General features: G+C 69.2%; 17 protein-coding genes and 1 pseudogene. 7 read left to right on the forward strand and 11 right to left on the reverse strand.

What is annotated here, in order from left to right:
• Positions 1 to 35: 35 nt before the first annotated feature.
• The 4 genes from ALI144C_RS24365 to ALI144C_RS24380 form a co-directional block, all read right to left on the reverse strand.
• The gene (locus ALI144C_RS24365) at positions 36 to 1343 is read right to left on the reverse strand and encodes a glycoside hydrolase family 18 protein (protein ID WP_076989443.1); all 1308 of its coding nucleotides are present in this window, start codon (positions 1341 to 1343) and stop codon (positions 36 to 38) included.
• A gap of 157 nt (positions 1344 to 1500) precedes the next feature.
• A complete protein-coding gene (locus ALI144C_RS24370) occupies positions 1501 to 2076 on the reverse strand; it encodes a PadR family transcriptional regulator (RefSeq protein WP_076989444.1) in 576 nt (191 codons plus the stop codon).
• 6 nt (positions 2077 to 2082) lie between these two features.
• Complete coding sequence (locus ALI144C_RS24375; RefSeq protein WP_076989445.1) at positions 2083 to 2472, reverse strand: MerR family transcriptional regulator; 390 nt, start codon at positions 2470 to 2472, stop codon at positions 2083 to 2085.
• 65 nt (positions 2473 to 2537) lie between these two features.
• Entirely contained in the window at positions 2538 to 3161 is a 624-nt protein-coding gene (locus tag ALI144C_RS24380) for a TetR/AcrR family transcriptional regulator (protein ID WP_076989446.1), read from the reverse strand.
• An 82-nt stretch (positions 3162 to 3243) separates the two neighbouring features.
• Here ALI144C_RS24380 and ALI144C_RS24385 point away from each other — a divergent pair, with 82 nt between their 5' ends.
• Positions 3244 to 3948 carry an SDR family NAD(P)-dependent oxidoreductase gene (locus tag ALI144C_RS24385; protein WP_076989447.1) on the forward strand — a complete coding sequence of 235 codons (705 nt, stop codon included), beginning with the start codon at positions 3244 to 3246 and terminating at the stop codon, positions 3946 to 3948.
• Between the two features lie 351 nt (positions 3949 to 4299).
• On the opposite strand, the gene ALI144C_RS24390 is transcribed toward ALI144C_RS24385, so the two are convergent.
• Together ALI144C_RS24390 and ALI144C_RS24395 are read right to left on the reverse strand one after the other, a co-directional pair.
• Positions 4300 to 5421 (reverse strand): epoxide hydrolase family protein, encoded by a 1122-nt coding sequence (locus tag ALI144C_RS24390; RefSeq protein ID WP_076989448.1) that lies wholly within the window; start codon positions 5419 to 5421, stop codon positions 4300 to 4302.
• Positions 5422 to 5438: 17 nt separating this feature from the next.
• Complete coding sequence (locus ALI144C_RS24395; protein WP_237774286.1) at positions 5439 to 6869, reverse strand: MFS transporter; 1431 nt, start codon at positions 6867 to 6869, stop codon at positions 5439 to 5441.
• A gap of 98 nt (positions 6870 to 6967) precedes the next feature.
• Here ALI144C_RS24395 and ALI144C_RS24400 point away from each other — a divergent pair, with 98 nt between their 5' ends.
• The 5 genes from ALI144C_RS24400 (at position 6968) to ALI144C_RS24420 (ending at position 10806) form a co-directional block, all read left to right on the forward strand.
• Positions 6968 to 7534, forward strand: a complete 567-nt coding sequence (locus ALI144C_RS24400) for a CGNR zinc finger domain-containing protein (RefSeq protein ID WP_237774287.1) — start codon at positions 6968 to 6970, stop codon at positions 7532 to 7534.
• A 97-nt stretch (positions 7535 to 7631) separates the two neighbouring features.
• Complete coding sequence (locus ALI144C_RS24405; RefSeq protein WP_076989451.1) at positions 7632 to 8276, forward strand: class I SAM-dependent DNA methyltransferase; 645 nt, start codon at positions 7632 to 7634, stop codon at positions 8274 to 8276.
• A gap of 25 nt (positions 8277 to 8301) precedes the next feature.
• Positions 8302 to 8751 carry a hypothetical protein gene (locus tag ALI144C_RS24410; RefSeq protein ID WP_076989452.1) on the forward strand — a complete coding sequence of 150 codons (450 nt, stop codon included), beginning with the start codon at positions 8302 to 8304 and terminating at the stop codon, positions 8749 to 8751.
• Positions 8752 to 9038: 287 nt separating this feature from the next.
• On the forward strand, positions 9039 to 9773 hold the full coding sequence (locus ALI144C_RS24415; RefSeq protein ID WP_076989453.1) for a serine/threonine-protein kinase: 735 nt from the start codon (positions 9039 to 9041) through the stop codon (positions 9771 to 9773).
• A gap of 142 nt (positions 9774 to 9915) precedes the next feature.
• Entirely contained in the window at positions 9916 to 10806 is an 891-nt protein-coding gene (locus ALI144C_RS24420) for a hypothetical protein (protein WP_143230827.1), read from the forward strand.
• A gap of 475 nt (positions 10807 to 11281) precedes the next feature.
• On the opposite strand, the gene ALI144C_RS24425 is transcribed toward ALI144C_RS24420, so the two are convergent.
• On the reverse strand, positions 11282 to 11560 hold the full coding sequence (locus ALI144C_RS24425) for a protein-arginine deiminase family protein (protein WP_168211334.1): 279 nt from the start codon (positions 11558 to 11560) through the stop codon (positions 11282 to 11284).
• 107 nt (positions 11561 to 11667) lie between these two features.
• Between ALI144C_RS24425 and ALI144C_RS57675 the strand changes: the two are divergent.
• Positions 11668 to 12106, forward strand: a pseudogene (locus ALI144C_RS57675) (transposase); the annotation flags it as partial.
• On the opposite strand, the gene ALI144C_RS59140 reads toward ALI144C_RS57675, so the two are convergent.
• From ALI144C_RS59140 to ALI144C_RS24450, 4 genes are all read right to left on the reverse strand, one after another.
• Entirely contained in the window at positions 12007 to 12657 is a 651-nt protein-coding gene (locus ALI144C_RS59140; protein WP_083753336.1) for a HEAT repeat domain-containing protein, read from the reverse strand. The pseudogene ALI144C_RS57675 and the gene ALI144C_RS59140 overlap by 100 nt on opposite strands.
• 201 nt (positions 12658 to 12858) lie before the next feature.
• Entirely contained in the window at positions 12859 to 13746 is an 888-nt protein-coding gene (locus ALI144C_RS24440) for a DUF2268 domain-containing protein (protein ID WP_076989457.1), read from the reverse strand.
• A 111-nt stretch (positions 13747 to 13857) separates the two neighbouring features.
• Positions 13858 to 15171: an FtsX-like permease family protein gene (locus ALI144C_RS24445; protein WP_076989458.1), complete on the reverse strand. Its 1314-nt coding sequence runs from the start codon at positions 15169 to 15171 to the stop codon at positions 13858 to 13860.
• A gap of 145 nt (positions 15172 to 15316) precedes the next feature.
• Complete coding sequence (locus ALI144C_RS24450; protein ID WP_076989459.1) at positions 15317 to 15964, reverse strand: class I SAM-dependent methyltransferase; 648 nt, start codon at positions 15962 to 15964, stop codon at positions 15317 to 15319.
• Positions 15965 to 16171 lie beyond the last annotated feature (207 nt).

Genomic DNA, 16171 nt, shown 5'->3' on the forward strand with positions numbered 1-16171 from the left:
GGGCGGGCGGGTGGACGCCGCCCGCCCCACGGATCTCAGCGCCTGTGCAGTCCCCTGTGCACGGCATTGATCAGCTCGCCTTGTGGCGTGTCGCCGTCCAGTGACCAGATCATCGCGCCGCCGAGCCTGCGGTCACGGATGAACTTCGCCTTGCGCTTGAGCTCGGTCGGGTCGTCGTAGGTCCAGAACGTGGTGCCGTCGAACAGCCACGCGAACCCGGCCTTCTCGTCGCGGTACAGCTTGTAGGTGCCGGTGCCCAGCAGGGTCTTGAGCTTGCGGTAGTCCTCGTTGCCCGCTTCGTAGGTCGCCGGCGCGGGCCCGGTGGACTGCTGGAACAAGCCGTTGTTCTGGTTGGTCACGCCGGTCCAGCCACGGCCGTAGTACGGCAGGCCGAGCGTGATCTTGTCGCGGGGCGCGCCGCGTTGCAGGTGCGCGTCGACGACGATCTCACTGCTGTCCTTGGGCGTGGTCGGGTCGCCTTCGGGCGTGCGGATCGCGGACTGCTGGTTGGTGATCTTCTCCCACGTGCCGTGGTAGTCGTAGCCCTGCACTGTGGCGAACGTCAGCAGCTTGTAGACGCTGGCGAGCTCGTAGCCGCGGTCCATCGCCTCGCGGTTGGCGGGCAGGAACGCGGTGAGGTCGTAGGTCCTGCGGTCCTGGAAGCCCTGTTTGAACAGCTGCACGCGGTACTCGCGCAGCAGCTTGGTGAAGTTCTGCTTGTCCTCGGGACGCACGACGTTGCCGGGGTTGCCCTCGGTGGACGGCCACTCCCAGTCCAGGTCGATTCCGTCGAACACGCCTTTCGCGGCGCCCGCGGGCGCGCCGGGCAGGTTGCCCTTGAGCCACAGGTCGACGCAGGAACGCACGTGCGCGGCGCGGGATTCCGGGGTGAGCGCGGCGTTGGAGAAGTACTTCGACCCGGTCCAGCCGCCGAGCGAGATGTACACCCGCAGCTTGGGGAACTTCCGCTTGAGCTGCTTGATCTGGTTGAGGTTGCCCGCCAGTGCCTGGCCCGCCTCGTCGGCCTTGCCGTTGATGGCCTGCTCGGCGGGGAACGGCCGCTGGTAGTCGGCCCACGCGTCGGCGCTGACGCAGCTGCCCTGTTCGTTGAGGAAGCCGAAGGCGTAGTTGAGGTGGGTGAGTTTGGCGGCGGTGCCGTTGTCCACCAGGTAGCGGAGCGGGATGTTGCGGTCGTAGATGCTCCACTGCGTGTAGTACCCGACGGTGCGGGCACCGCTGCCGCCGTGGTCATGGTCGTGGGCGTTGGCCGGGGATGCGGCGACCGACAACCCGATCGATAAGGCACCGGCCAGGACGGCGGCGCCCCATCTCTTCAGAGACATGGTTCTCCTCGCGCTTGCAGGCGGCGACGATATGGTTCAGACCACGTTAGAGTGAGGTCTAGACCACAGCTACGGCCGAACGGCGCAACCGGGGACGTGGGCCGCGAACCGGGACGAATCACGCCAAAAGGTACCCACCTGGCCGGGTATCTCGTGGTCATTCGGCCGGTGGAGACCAGGCTCCGGCGATCCCGAACCGCGCGCCGGGCTCGTCGGCCATGACGTACTTGCCCGCTTCGAGGCGGTCGATCACCTGCTGGGTCCACGCCAGGTTGCCCGCGGTGTTCTGCGCCCACAGCCCGTACAGCTCACGCACATGCGGTGAGCCCGTGGGGATCCGGCCGGGGATCTCGTCCTGCGTGGCGCGCAGGATCCGCTGCCGGGCGCGCAGCAGTTCGACGGCCTCGGCCCGGCCCAGCGCGGGCAGCAGCGACAGACCGGCGGCGAGCATGTCCGGCCGGGGTGCGGGTTCGCTCAACGCGGAGCGCAGCAGCCGGAAGAACTCCGCCTCGCCGCGTGCGGTGATCTCGTAGTCGACGCGGCCCCGGCCGTCCTCGGCGGCGGTCAACAGGTCGTCCGCGGTGAGTTTGCGCAGCGCGTGGTACAGCGAGCCCCATCTGATGTTGGCCCAGTCCTGCGCGCCCCAGGTGACCAGCTGGGCTCGCACGAGGTAGCCGTGCGCGCGGCCGAAGCCGCGGACCACGCCGAGCACGAGCAGCCGTGTCGCCGACATGTCAGGTCAGAGCCCGCCGGTGGTACCGTGCGCGACACGGCTTTCGTAGACCCGCACCTTGTAGCTGATCAGCTCCTGACAGGCGGCCAGGTCGCTCATCCGCTCGGCGATGCGCCTTTCGTGCTCCCGCAACAGGTTCAGCCGGTCCTGTTCGTTGCCGGGGCCTTGCCGCACCAGCGCGGCGTACGCGCGGATGACGGGCAGCGGCATGCCGGTGGCCCGGAAGTTCGCGCACATGGTCAGCCATTCCACGTCGTCCTCGGTGTAGACGCGGCGCCGGCCGGTGTCGCGGGTGACGGGCGCGGTGAGCAGTTCCTCGCGTTCGTAGAAGCGCAATGTGTGCACGCTCAGCCCGGTGCGTTCGGCCACCTGCCCGATGCTGAGGGTCTCGCTCATGTCGGTCAGCCTATGCGCGCGCTTGATCTAGAGTGCGCTCTAGCTCGCCGTTTGCCGGGCACGCTTCAGGCGCGCATCGAGGCGTCGAGTTGTTCGGCGGTCAGCGGCGGCTCGTCGATCGGGTGGGCGGCAGGCGTGCGCAGGCCGTCGAGCAGGAACGCCAGGTGCCTGCGCCACGCGGTGGGCGCGGTGTCGTGGGTGGCGGCGACGATGCGGGCGTTGGCCCAGGTCAGGGTGACCAGGTCGGCGAAGGTGAAGTCCGGGCGCAGGCTGCCGGCGCGCTGGGCCCGTTCGATCACCTCGGTGGCTTTGTCCAGCCCGTGCCCGCAGGCCTCGGCGACGGCGGTGGCGTCGGGGAACCGCCGGGTGATCAGGTCGTTGAGGCTGCGGTCGGCGGCCTGCAGTTCGCACAGTCTCGTCACGAACAGCACGAACCCGTCCCACGCGTCGTCGCAGTCGAGCGCCTCGTCGCCGAACACCAGCGTGGTGGCCAGGCGTTCGGGGAAGACCGCGTCGAACAGCGCGGCGCGGGTGGGGAACCGGTTGTAGAGGGTGCCGATGCTGACCCCGGCCAGCCGGGCGATCTCCTCCAGCGGCGCCTCCAGGCCGCGTTCGGTGAACACGGCGGACGCGGCAACGATCAGCTTGTCCCGGTTGTACTGGGCATCCCGGCGCAGCGGCTTGTTCACATCCCCATCCTACGAAGTTGAGACCCCCCTCATGTTCTGCTATCTTGAGGAAGACCTCAACTTCCCGGATCGAGGAGACCCCATGCCCAGGACGATCGCGGTGTTCGGCGCCGGAAGCGGACTCGGCGGTGCCACGGCGGCCCGATTCGCCGACGAGGGCTTCCACGTCGCCCTGATCGGCCGTACCCAGTCCAAACTGGACGCGGTAGCGGCCAGGATCGACAGTCCGACAAGGACATTCGTCGCCGACATAACCGACCACGCGCGGCTGGCCGAGGTGGTCGCGGACATCGGCGAGATCGACGTGGCCCTGTCGAGCGCGACCGGAATGGACGAGGTGCCCGCCCGCCCCGTGGGCCTCACCGCACAGGCCCTGCGCTCCCAACTCGAACTGCGCCTGATCGCCCCGGTCGAACTGACCAGGCTGATCCTGCCGTCGATGCTGGCACGCGGCACCGGCGCGGTGCTGTACGCGACGGGCATATCGGCGACCGAACCGATGCCCATGATCAGCAACATCGGCGCGGCCGCCGCTGGACTGCACAACTACGTGCACGCCTTACGCGACGAACTGGCCGACACGGGCGTCTACGCGGGCCTGTTGCTGATCGGCGGCATCGTGCGCGGCAGCGAGGCCCAGCGGCGGTTCGTGCCCGACGAGAGCATCCCGATGCTGGAACCGCACGCCCTGGCCGCGGACCTGTGGGACATGTACACCACTCGCGACTCGGCCGACCGTGTCGTGAAGCAGCCTGTGCCGGAGGTGGCCGATCTGACGACGGCGTGATCAGTGTCCGTGTCGTGGGTTGCTGGACTTCGGTTTCTTGCCGGTGCTGGGTTTTCGCGTGTGGGTGCCGGTGGCGGTATGGACGTCATGGCGTGGGGCTGGACGGGTTAGGTGTGGCCGGTTCCGAAGCCTCTTCGGACTCGGGCTGGTGACGTCTGTTGTGCTGTCGATGTCGAACCTTCACAGGAACGCCTGCCAGGCCCAGATCAACCCCGGCAGGGTCGAGGCCGGTGGCCGAGTACCAGTGCCAGACCGGTTCCGGGATCGCCCCGGACGGTAACCGCTGGACCTCGAGCCGGACCACGGTGCCTTCGAGGCCGGGTGGCTTTCCGAACTGTCTGCGACTACTGGTCAGCGGAAGAGGCGGAAGAACCCGCGCACCTGCTCGACCAGCGACTCCGGCTGCTCCAGCGCGGCGAAGTGGCCACCTCGCGGCAGTTCCTCGAACCAGCGCAGGTCGGTGAACCGCAGCTCGGCCTCCCGCCGCGAGGGGCGGGTGATGTCGCGTGGGTAGATCGACAGGCCCGACGGCGCGGTTACCTTGTCGCGGAAGTGGGCGAAGCTCTCCCAGTACAGGCGTGCCGACGACGTGGCCGACGCGGTGAACCAGTAGACCGAGATCTCGTCGAGGATCTGCTGCCGCGACACCGCGTCCTCGGCGTGGCCGTTGTGGTCGGTCCAGGCCCAGTACTTCTCCGCGATCCAGGCGGCCTGGCCCGACGGGGAGTCGGTGAGGCCGTAGCCGAGCGTCTGCGGCCGCGTCGCCTGCTGCCCCGAGTATCCCCGGCCGGTGCGCTGGAACTCTTTCTCGGCCTCGAGGCTCGCCCGTTCAGCGGGCGTTGGGTCGTCGAAGTTGCCTAGCGTCACGGAGCCCAGGTTCAGGTGCACGCCGGCGACCCGCTCGGGCGCCACCTCGCCCAGCGCGCCGGACACCGCGGAACCCCAGTCTCCGCCCTGTGCGCCGTAGCGCTGGTACCCCAGCGACACCATCAGCGTGTCCCAGGCGCGCGCGATGCGCGTGACACCCCACCCGGTCGTCGTCGGCTTGTCACTCCAGCCGTACCCGGGCAACGACGGTGCGACGACGTGGAAAGCGTCCGCAGGGTCCCCGCCGTGCGCGCGCGGGTCGGTCAGCGGGCCGAGGACCTCCAGGAACTCGAGCACCGAACCCGGCCAGCCGTGCGTGAGCACCAGCGGGAACGCGTTCGGCTCCGGCGAGCGGACGTGCAGGAAGTGGATGCCCAGCCTGTCGACGGTGTCGCGGTACTGCGGGAAGACGTTGAGCCGCTCGGCGAACCCGAAGTCGTAGTCTTCGGCCCAGCTACGGCACAGCTCCTGCGCGTAAGCCAGCGGTACTCCCTGCGACCAGTCGTCCACCGGCTCGGGCTCGGGCCACCGCGTCCGTCGCAACCGGTCACGCAGGTCCGCGATCTCGGCTTCGGTGATGCTGACCTCGAAGGGCTCGGGGGCCATAGCTGGCTCGCTTTCTGTCAGGACTTGCCGGGCTGGGAGTCGACGGCGTCCGCTGGATGTCGGGCGCCGGGGCGCCGGGTGACGCCGAGGACGAGTCCGGCCAGGGGAAGTACCGCCAGCACGGCGAGGGCCACCGGCACCGACACGATGCCGGACAGGCCCGCGACAGCGGCCGGACCGATCCCGCCACCCAGGTTGACCATGAAGGTGAGCAGGCCCTGCGCGGTGTCACGATCGTCCGCGGCGACCAGGTCCGGCGCGAGGCCCACCAGCACAGCCTGGGCACCGGCGAATCCGCACACGGTCAGCGCCACGCCGACAATGACCGCGATCGGCCCGTTGAACACGCTGACCACGAGCACGCCGAGGGTGGTGAGTGCGGCAAGCCCGGCCGAGACCTGCCACGCGGTGAACCGTGCGGTCGCGGCGCCGACCAGTCGCGCCGCCAGCACTGAGCAGGCGGCGGCCGGGACCAGCAGGGCGCCGGCTTCGAGGGCGCCACCGCCCGTGGCCTGCTCGATCAGGGACGGGGCGAGGAACAGCACCCCGTAGTAGCCGGCGAAGACCGCCCCGCCGACGAGCCCGGCCGCCGGGACGCCGCGGGCCGCGATCACTCGCCGGGGCACGAACCCGTCGGGCCTGCGCCGCACACGCCACCACAGTCCCACCGCGGCGAGCGCCCCGGCGGCGGCCACGGCAAGCGTGACCGGAGCGGACAGGCCGACCGAGTGCGCCTGCAACACCGTGATCAGCGACCCGGCGAGCACCGACAGCACCGCCGCGCCGACGACGTCGAATCGCTCAGCAGCACCGTCGCGGTCACCGCCGCCGACCCCCGTGAACGCGCGCCGGTCTGCCGACGCGACCAGAAGGAGAGGCAGCGCGAGGACCGGGATCGCGAGCACGGCACGCCACCCCAGCCACGCGGTGACCGCCCCGCCCACCAGGGTGCCGCACGCCGAGGCCGTCGCGCTGGCGGCTGCGACCGTTCCCAACGCACGCAGCCGGTGCCGCCCGGGAAGGGCGGTGGCCACGGCGAAGACGGCGATCACGGTCGCACCCGCCCCGGCACCACCGATCAGTCGACCGATGACCACGACCGGCAACGTCGGGCCTGCCGCGGCGAGCGCGGAGCCCGCGCTGAGTGCGACGACCCCGGCGACGAGGACCCGGAAAGGGCTCCACCGCGCCATCAACCGACCGGCGACCGGCATCGCCAGCGCCGAGGTCAGCGACCACGCGGCGAGGATCCATGCCGTGGCCCCGAACGGCACTCCGAGCGCGCGGCCGATCGACGGCAGCGCCACCGCCGGAGCCCCCAGTGCGACGTACATCGGCAGCACCAGCGTCCCCAGGACCAGTCCCAGCCGACGCCCGTCCGGGCCGTGGGCAGCTCCCCCGCCGAGGGGCTCTCCCGACCGGATCGTCTGCGGCATCGTCGTCTCCACCGAGGTATGTTGTGACATGTGAAACCTGATATGAGTGTCACTCTACGAACGGCGAGGAGATACGTCAAATGCTAGATGCGTGTCACAGAACGTCGGCGGTGGAGCTGGCCGTCGATCTCGCCAACACCTTGAGGCCGGTCAAGGGCGAAGACGCGCTGGAGACCGTGGACCAGCTCCAGGGCTTCCTCGACGCCCATCCGCATGCCGGACCGGGCGAGCCGTCGAGTACGGCCACCGACCGGGGAACCGGTCCATGGCGGCGTCTTACCCGCACCGACCTGACCGAGGTCCGCGCGTTGCGTGAAACGGTGCGCGGTGTGCTCGAACGAGCGAGCACCGACGCGGCCGCAGCCGCGATGCTGATCAACGACGGTCTGCGCCGCAGCCGAGCCACTCCGGTGCTGCGCCACGATCACGGCCGCTGGTGGACCGAGGTCACCTCCGACACCGACCGCTGCGCCGCGCACCTGGCCGCGACCACGCTCAGCGCGCTGGCTTCCGTGATCGCCACGCTCGGTCCGACTCGTCTGGGCGTCTGTGCCGGGCCCAGCTGTCGGGCCACCTTCGTGGACTTGTCACGCAACGGCTCGAAGCAGTACTGCACCCGAACCTGCGCGCACCGCGCCAGCGTCGCGGCCTACCGGAGTCGGCGCGGCAACAGTTGAGCGCCGGACCATGCCCGACTCCGATGACGTTCGCCAGCGGCGTCGCGGAACCCGGCGGTCGCCGATCACGAAGGCAGGGTGGCGATAGGGTTCCGCCGTGACCGAACCCGTTACCTTGCAGGACACCCAGGCCGCCTACGACTCTGTCGCGTCGCTCTACGCCGAGCTTTTCAGCGATGTGCTCGACACCTTGCCGATGGAACGTGCGCTGCTGGCCGTGTTCGCTGACCTGGTGCGGGCTCACGGCGCTGGGCCGGTCGCCGACATCGGATGCGGGCCCGGCCATGTGACGGCGCATCTGCACGCGCTGGGGCTGACGGCGTTCGGTGTCGATCTGTCCGCCGCGATGGTGGCCCTGGCCCGTCAGGCGCATCCGGCGTTGCGGTTCCACGAGGGATCGATGACCGCTCTGGACCTTGCGGATGGCGTTCTCGGCGGCATTCTGGCGTTCTACTCCATCATCCACATGCCACCGCGGCACCTGCCGGCCGTGTTCGCCGAGTTCCACCGGGTGCTGGCGCCGGGTGGTCATCTGCTGCTCGGGTTCTTCGCCGGGGACGACCCGCTTCCGCGGGAGTTCGACCACAAGGTGTCGCTGGCCTACCGGTGGTCGCCCGACAGCCTCGTGGAACTGTTGCGCGAGGCCGGTTTCGACGAGGTCGCCCGGTTGCGGCGCGAACCGCACGAGGGTGAGCGGTTCCACCAGGCCGCCCTCATGGTCCGCAAGGCGGGTCGGCTCTGAGCGGATTGTCTGGGAGAATCACGGCGTGGCCCGCAGTGAGATCCGGTTCGACTACCTGCGCCGTGGTGATTCCGGTGTGCCGCAGGTCGTTCCGCGTGTCGACGGCGCACCGCTCACCGATCTGATCGACCGGTTCGAGATCGGCGCGGGCATGCGACCGGCGGGCAACGTGTACGGCGGTCTCGCCTCGTGGGTTTTCCGATCGGCCCCGGTGGAGGATTACTTCCACGGACTGCCCGCCGACGCGACCGGGCCGAGGACCGCGCTGCTGGCATGCAGCTGCGGCGATGTGGGCTGCTGGCCGCTGTTGGCCCGGGTCACCACGACCGATGAGGTGGTGATCTGGGATGACTTCCAACAGCCTCACCGCCGGGCACGCGACTACACCGCGTTCGGCCCGTTCCAGTTCGACCGCGACCGCTATGACGTCGCTGTGCGGGAGTTGAGCGCGGCGATCGACGCCGACAAGACGTGAGCACCGGCCGTTTGGTGCTTGCTTCTGAAGTAGTTTCTGTTGCACGCCAGGGGTTTGAACCGCGCTGGCGGAGCTTCTAGCTGGTCACGGTGGTCACGAGGTGGTGGTGGTCTTACGGTTGTTGGGTGGGTCGTCAGCGGTCGGCGCGGGCGAGGTTGGTGTTGGTCACTGACGCGCCGCGTTCCGGCGTATCTGAGCACCGAATTGCTGCGATGAACGGCAGGACAAACGGGTGATTCGACAGGACGCGCGTGACGGCACCTACCGCTACCGTTACCGTGTTTCCTGTGCGCACCGGGGATCTGGTTGGTGGGCGATACGAGCTGCAAGACATCTGCGGCTCCGGGTCCGGCGGCCTCGTCTGGACGGCGTTCGACCGGAAGCTCAAACGGCGGGTAGCGCTCAAGCGTCCGCACGCCGAGGTGACCCACGCCGGTCGGGCGCTGTTTCGCCGCGAGGCTCAGAACGCCGCGCAAGTGCACCACCCACACGCGATCTCGGTCTTCGACACCATCGACGCCGACGGCTGCTGGCTCGTGATGGAGTACCTGCCCACGCAGAGCATGGACAGGATGCTGGCGACGAGCGGGGCATTGCCACCACGACGAGTGGCCAGGATCGGTCTGCAGATCGCGGACGCGCTGGCCGCGGTACACGCGAAGAACATCGTGCACCGCGACGTGAAGCCCGGCAACATCCTCGTCACCGACGACGACCTGGCCAAGTTGACCGACTTCGGCATCTCCCTGTGGCGAGATGTCACCTGCACCGGCGACAGCAAATTCAGCTGTACTCCCGCGTACGCCGCCCCTGAGGTGGCCAAGGGGTATCCGGCCAGTCGGGCCTCGGACGTGTTTTCTCTGGGCGCCACCCTGTTCGCTGCGGTGGAGGGCACGCCGCCGTTCGGCAGCGGCGAACCATACGAAATTCTCGAACGCGTCCGACTAGCCGATGTCCCCCCCGATACGGCAAGCCGGGGCACTCGGCCCACTGCTGGCGGAGATGCTGCGACCCGACCCTGACACGAGACCAACCGCGGCCGAAGTCAGGACCTGTCTGAAGGACATCGTCGGCGAGTGGGAACCGCCGTCGCCGACTGACCACCGTGCCCGAAGGCCAACGCGGCGTCAGCGCCTGCGTCGACAAAGCGCGGTGATACTCGCCGTGGCAGTGCTTGGTGGCACCGCACTGTTCGAACAGCATCCAGAGCCTACCGATGCGCTCCAGCCCACACCACCCGGTAGCGTCATCGGCGACGAACGCACCGCCGACCCGTGCGCGTTGATCGACGAGAACCAATTACGCCAGTTCGGATCGGTGAAAGTAGTGACCACCTACGGCAACTTCAACCGCTGTGACGCCTTGATCGACGTGGGCGCGAAACGCCCGGTGGACGTCGAAGTACAGTTGATCACTCGCGCGTCGCGTGTGGTGCAGGGGCGACCATTGGAAGTCGTCAAGTCAGCCCACAACGACAGCGAGTGCGACCGCACCGTGGTCGTGGATGACGAGTACGCGGTTCGCGTGACAGCGAAGCTACACAACCCACCAGCGGATCTTTGCACAGTAGCCACGGTCGCCACCGACACCGTGTTGACCGTGCTTCGCAACGGCTCGATCCCGCGGCGCGCCGGCCCATTCCCTGACGATTCCCTAGCCCATGCCAACGCCTGCACGTTGCTGGACAGCACGACGCTCGTCACGGTGGCCGCGGTGGACATCGATTCGGCCGTCAACGTGTTCGGGAATTGGGCGTGCAAGTGGTTCAGCTCCGTCGGCGGACTCGGCATCAACGTGCGCTTCGACCAGCACCCAGCACAGGAAAAGGTCAACGGCGAACTGGTCCACCTGGGTGGCCACGCGGCGTATGTCTGGCTGGACCCGGACTCCAACAACAAGTGCACAGTCAGCGTGCCTCATCGGCCGCCGACATCAGCGCCGCGAGCCCACATCGACGTGGTGGTGCTGACAGTGGAAGGCGATCGACCAGGCGCCGAATACTGCCCCCGGGCGGAGAACCTCGCGGCCGTCGCCGCGCAGAAACTGCCCTCCTGAAGGCCAGCTGCCGCCTTTGCGCGGGCTGGTCGTGAGCGAGTGCGGGGGCCGCTGGTCAGCAGGTCCCCGCACCGAATGCGACGACGTCAGCCGTCGAGCACAACCGGAACGATCACGGTGATCCCGACTGCCAGTGTCAGCAGGCTGGATGCCGCCCGCGCCCGCCAGGCCGCGCTCGACGCGCTTCGGGCCGCCGCCCACCGAGTCGAGCAGGAACGCGCCACCCCCGGCCGACATGGACCTCATGGACGCCTACGAACATCGGCGCCACGTGATCCGCACAACGATCACCACCGCCCCGCAGCTCACCGACAACGACATCGCCGACGCCGCCGCAATGCCACTACCGGACGTCGAACGGCTTACCCATCCGCTTCGCCGCCGCGTAGAGCGTCTGGGGTGCCTGGCCGGTGCGCATCCGCTCGCGCAGCACCTCGAGCGACTTCACCTCGATCCGCGACGACTCCAGGGCCTGTCAGGTGTACCCGCGCCGCAGCACCGGAACACGCACCAGCTCGTCCTCGCGCATCCCTACCTCCTCGAGCACCGTGGCGACCTGGCCGTCGATGCGCTCGGCGACGAACTCGTGGCCTTGCATGAACTTCTCGTCGGCAAGCACCGCGTCGACGGTGACCTTCTCGCTGCTGGTGCCCTCGTAGAGGAACGCGTCGCCGTGACCGTCCACTGTGGCCTTGCGCAGCAGGTCTACGGCGAGGCGCGGGTCGTCGCGATCTTCTTCTGTCTCGATCGCCAACTGCGACGCATCTGCGCACCGCGACACTTATGCATAGTGGCTCGACTGCGAGGGACCAGTCCCCATCGATCTTCGATTGTCAACTCGTCTGTCGCCCACTGGCGCGCGGTGCATCACCGCGTCGAACAGGCACCGCCGGATGGATCGAGAACAGTCAGGTCGGGGTGTTCCTGACCTATAACCACCACCGTGGGGCACGCGCTGATCGATCGTGAGCTTTATCTGCCGCGCTCGTGGACCGGTGATGCCGATCGGTGCGCGGCGGCGGGAGTGCCCGAGGATACGAGGTTCGCGACCAAGCCCGCGCTGGCCTCGCGCATGATCCTGCGGGCTCTCTATAGCGGCGTGCCCGCTGGGTGGGTCGCCGCCGACGAGATGGTCGCGCGGCTGCCGAAACGCGCCTGGCAACGCCTGTCTGCCGGGAGGGGCGCGAAAGGACACCGGTTCTACAACTGGGCCTGGATCGGCCTCGCCAGCGGCGGAGGCGAGCCCGCCGGGCATCGGTGGCTGTTGGTCAGGCGTAACCGCCGCACTGGCGAGTTGGCCGCGTGGGTGCCGAGATTCGGAAGCGGGCAGGCACATCTGCCGACACACAAAATACAGCAGGCCCACAGCGGGGCCAACGACCTGGCCACCACTGCTACAGCACCCGCACCGAGTGACGCGACGTCGGTCCACGCCTCCAGGGGTACCGCTACTCGGGCGCGGCGGACATCATCAGTGGCCCACCCCCATTCGTGCAGGGCGGTCGCGGCGACCCGTTGCACGCTGTGCAGTTCATGGTCGAGATACCGCACAAGGCGGGGGGCGTGGCGCGGGTCGCCGACCGCAATCAAACCTTCGATAGCGGTCTTCACCACCAGGAGGCTTTGGTCCCTCAGAGCGTTGCAAAACAGACCCACGAAAGGCTGGGCGTCGCGGCGAGCGAGATGGGCAAGCGCGGACGCCCGGACATAAGGGTTGAGGTCATGCGCGGCCGCGTCGGCGATCGCCGCTGTCGCGTCGGAACCCCCACCAGCCCGTCCGAGCTGATAAATCGCGTGCTGTCTGGTCGCGGCATCCCGATGGCGACGTAGAACACGAATCAGACGGCGAATCCTCCGACGTTGGCGGAAGGTGAACTTGGCTTCTCAGCGTCCACGTTTCTGACGATAACGCAGGGGCGCGGCGACACTTTCCAGGGCAAGGGCTGGGCGTAAAGGGCGGACTTGCCGGTTCGCTCCTCGATCCAGTCAGCCCTGCTTCCAGGACGGCCCGGTAGATCTGGCCGTTGAGCGCGGTCCAGGTCGCGGCTGTGGTCAGGGTGTCGACAGCGCGGTGTCGATGACGTCTCGGCTGTCGGCGAGCAGCGCTTGGGCGGCGGTGTGGCCGGTCGCGGTCAGGTAGGCGTCGACGAGCCGGTTGCCCGCGGCGTATCCGGCGCCGGTGGGCAGGCCGACCGGGGTGGCGCCGTAGCGGGCGGCTATCTCGTCGCCGTGCACCCAGGCCGCGAAGTTCTGCATGCCCGTGATGTCCAGGCCGGTGATGACCTTGGCGAACACCGCGTCGTCGGTCAGGTGCGGTACTCCGACGCGGGCGTATCCGAGTTCGTCGCCGTAGAGCTGGCGGGCGAAGGCGTCGGCGAGGCCTTCGGAGACGATCTGCTCCCCCACGGTCACTGTCGCCGGGTCCCAGACGACGTTGCCGGTGTTGTAGCGGAGGTTGTGGTTGAGTTCGTGGACCGCCGTCGCTTCGAGTCTCGCCAGGTTCTCCGGGTAGGGCCAGATGTTGAGGTACAGGTAGCCGGAGACGCTGCCGTTGGCCGTCATGCCCAGGCCGGTGCCCATGAAGTGCTGGTCGCCCGGGTCGCCGATGACCAGCAGGACGGTGATGTCCGGCGGAACCGTGATGCCGGGGGTGGCTGTCAGCTGGGTGGCGAGGGCGTCGTCGAGCGCTTGGCGGATCCGGTTCCACGCGTCGGCCGTGCGCATGGCCTCGAGTGCGTCGAGGCATTGGTCCTCGTCGCGGTCGAGGGGGAAGCCGGAGCCCATTCGGTGCATGGCGACCAGGTCGACCTCGCCGGGGAAGTACCGGTACATGCCCGCCGCCGGTCGCACCATCGCCGTGAGCAGGCCGGGCCGGTCGGCGTGGGGCGCGCGCAGGATCTCCTGGATGGCCGGGTAGGTGTCCAGGACCGTGATCGTCATGTCGGCGACCGTAGAGTCTCCAGCCGCTGGAAGCTCAAGCGTGTCACTCGATCGTGGCCCGCTCCGGGTTGGCGACGAACCCGGGGTTCGTCGCCGACCGCAGGGGACGGGTCAGGCGGCGCTGACCACGGTGACGGCCGGGTGCCGGGTGGCTCGGCGGGCGCTGGCGAGGCTGGTCGCGAGGGTGAGCACCGCCGCGGCCAGCACGACACCGAGGTAGGTGGTGATCGTCGCGTCCGGCAGGACCGTCCCGGCTTTCACGACGCTGTACGGGATCACGGTCGCGGCGGCCGAGAGGGTGCCGAACAGCACGCCGACCGCGGCGAGCACTCCCGCTTCGCTGCCGACCATGCCCACCACTTGCGGGCGGGTGGATCCGACCAGTCGCAGTTGGCCGAACTCGCGGCGCCGGTGCAGGGTGGCGGCCACCGTCGTGTTGATCAGCATCACCGCCGCGAACAGGGTGATCATGGCGACGACGACGTAGTTGAGGGTTTCGACGGTGTCCGCGATCTCGGCGGGCTGGCGGGTGCCCGCGCTGTTCTCGATGCTTTGCATGTACAGGGTGCCGGTCGCGATCGAGGTGAACAGCACGATCGGGGCCAGTGCCGCGGCCATCTGGTGGGTGTGGCCGCGCAGGTTGGCCACGGTGAGGTGGCTGCCGCCGCGGCGCAGCGCGGTGAGCAGGCCCGCCACGGCGGTGATGATCGGCTGCCCGAGCAGCGCGAAACCGACCGCGGACAGGATGCAGCCTTGTGCGCCGACGGCCATCACGGCGACGTCGCTGTCGTCGAGAGCGACGATGGTCGTCACCGCGCAGCTGATGCCGCCGGCGAGACAGAGCACGCCCGCGATGACCGCGATGCGGCCGCGGGTGGCTGACCCGCGGGGGGCGCTGGTGCTGGTGGCGCGGCGGGAGGCCAGCAGCGCGGCGAGGGCGGCGGCGGCGAGGGTGACGCCGAGTCCGATGCTGAGGGCAATCGGCCCGAACGCGGGCGTCACGCCGGGTGGGATACGGCGTGCGTCGGCGAGCAGGTCCACCAGCAGGCGGCCGGTGAACACCGACGGCACGGCGGCGAGCGCGACGGCGACGACGGCCAGGGTCACCGCTTCGGCGAGCAGCATCCGGCGGATCTGCGCCGGGGTGGCGCCGATGTTGCGCAGGAGCGTCATCTCGGCGGCGCGTTGCCGTACGAGCAGGGTGAGGGTGGACGCCGCGGCGAAGGTGACGATGACCAGTCCCCACCCGCCGACGACACTCGCCATGATGGTGAGTGATTCCGCGGTCTGGGAGTCGGTTCCGGCGGCGGTGTCCAGCAGGGACGCGAACGTCATCAGGATGGTCGCGCCGAGCAGTAACGTCAGCAGGCTGGCGGCGAAACCGCCTGCCCGGTAGCGGATCGAGCGTAGTGCGAGCTGCACCATGGGTACCCCCCAGGTTCGTGGTGGGCACGACGCTAACCGCGTGGTCCGTGCCGCGGCGATGGCGGCAACTCCCCCGTGGCGGGTAGGTCCAGGCCCACCCCGGCAGGCCTGGCAGGCGGTGTCGGGCGGACACTCGCCCTTGGCGTCAGCGCGGCGGACGCGGCTGCCACACCGTGGTGGTCTTGATCTCCGCGTTCTCCAGTGCCTTCGGCACGGGCACCTCGTACTGGGCGACGCGGGAGAACTGCTCCCGCGGCAGGTGCGCCCGGCCGGGGTCGCCGACCAGCACGGTCACGTCCCGGGCCTGCAGGCGGCGGATGAACGGCATCATCCGCGAGGTCACGGCGGTGTCGTAGAAGATGTCCCCGGCGAGCACCACGTCGAATCCGTCGGCGTCGCCGTCGACCATGTCGCCGTGCTCGGTGTCCACGCTCAGCCCGTTGGCCTCGGCGTTGAGCAGGATCGCGTCGATGGCGAACTGGTCGATCTCGTTGGCCACCACCCGCCGCGCCCCGGCCTTGGCCGCCGCGAGCGCCACGACACCGCACCCGGCGGCGAGGTCGAGCACGCTACGGCCCGCGACCAGCGACGGGTTGTCCAGCACATACCGCGCCAGTGCCTGACCACCGGCCCACGCGAACGCCCAGAACGGCGGGGCCAGGCCCTTCTCACCGACCTGTTCCTCCACGCGCTCCCACAGGTCGAACGCGTCCTCGGCGAGGTACAGCCGGATCTCGGGGACGTGCGGTGCGCTGCCCAGGCGGGTGTGGGCGCGGACGAAAGCGGCGGTCACCGGTTCATCGTCGCAGGTGCCCCGGAGAGGGTGACCGCCGTCCCGAACCTGGTACTCGCCGCGTCGCCTGAGCCTCAACGGTGTAGGCCAGGTGGCCCACTCGACGGTCGAAATGGCGGCAGGTCCACAACGACGTATTGACATCGATGTCAGCCGTGAGTTGTCCTGTGGCCTGGCCCCGCAGGGCCGTACGCACCTCACCGCGGA

This window comes from Actinosynnema sp. ALI-1.44, from assembly GCF_001984155.1.
GTDB lineage: Bacteria > Actinomycetota > Actinomycetes > Mycobacteriales > Pseudonocardiaceae > Kibdelosporangium.

Excerpts from the sequence above, each read along its gene's own strand:
- ALI144C_RS24375 (WP_076989445.1), bottom strand. The coding sequence starts at position 2,472 with ATGAGCGAGACCCTCAGCATCGGGCAGGTGGCCGAACGCACCGGGCTG.
- ALI144C_RS24440 (WP_076989457.1), bottom strand. The coding sequence starts at position 13,746 with ATGACGATCACGGTCCTGGACACCTACCCGGCCATCCAGGAGATCCTG.
- ALI144C_RS24445 (WP_076989458.1), bottom strand. The coding sequence starts at position 15,171 with ATGGTGCAGCTCGCACTACGCTCGATCCGCTACCGGGCAGGCGGTTTC.
- ALI144C_RS24385 (WP_076989447.1), top strand. The coding sequence starts at position 3,244 with ATGCCCAGGACGATCGCGGTGTTCGGCGCCGGAAGCGGACTCGGCGGT.
- ALI144C_RS24365 (WP_076989443.1), bottom strand. The coding sequence starts at position 1,343 with ATGTCTCTGAAGAGATGGGGCGCCGCCGTCCTGGCCGGTGCCTTATCG.
- ALI144C_RS24390 (WP_076989448.1), bottom strand. The coding sequence starts at position 5,421 with ATGGCCCCCGAGCCCTTCGAGGTCAGCATCACCGAAGCCGAGATCGCG.
- ALI144C_RS24370 (WP_076989444.1), bottom strand. The coding sequence starts at position 2,076 with ATGTCGGCGACACGGCTGCTCGTGCTCGGCGTGGTCCGCGGCTTCGGC.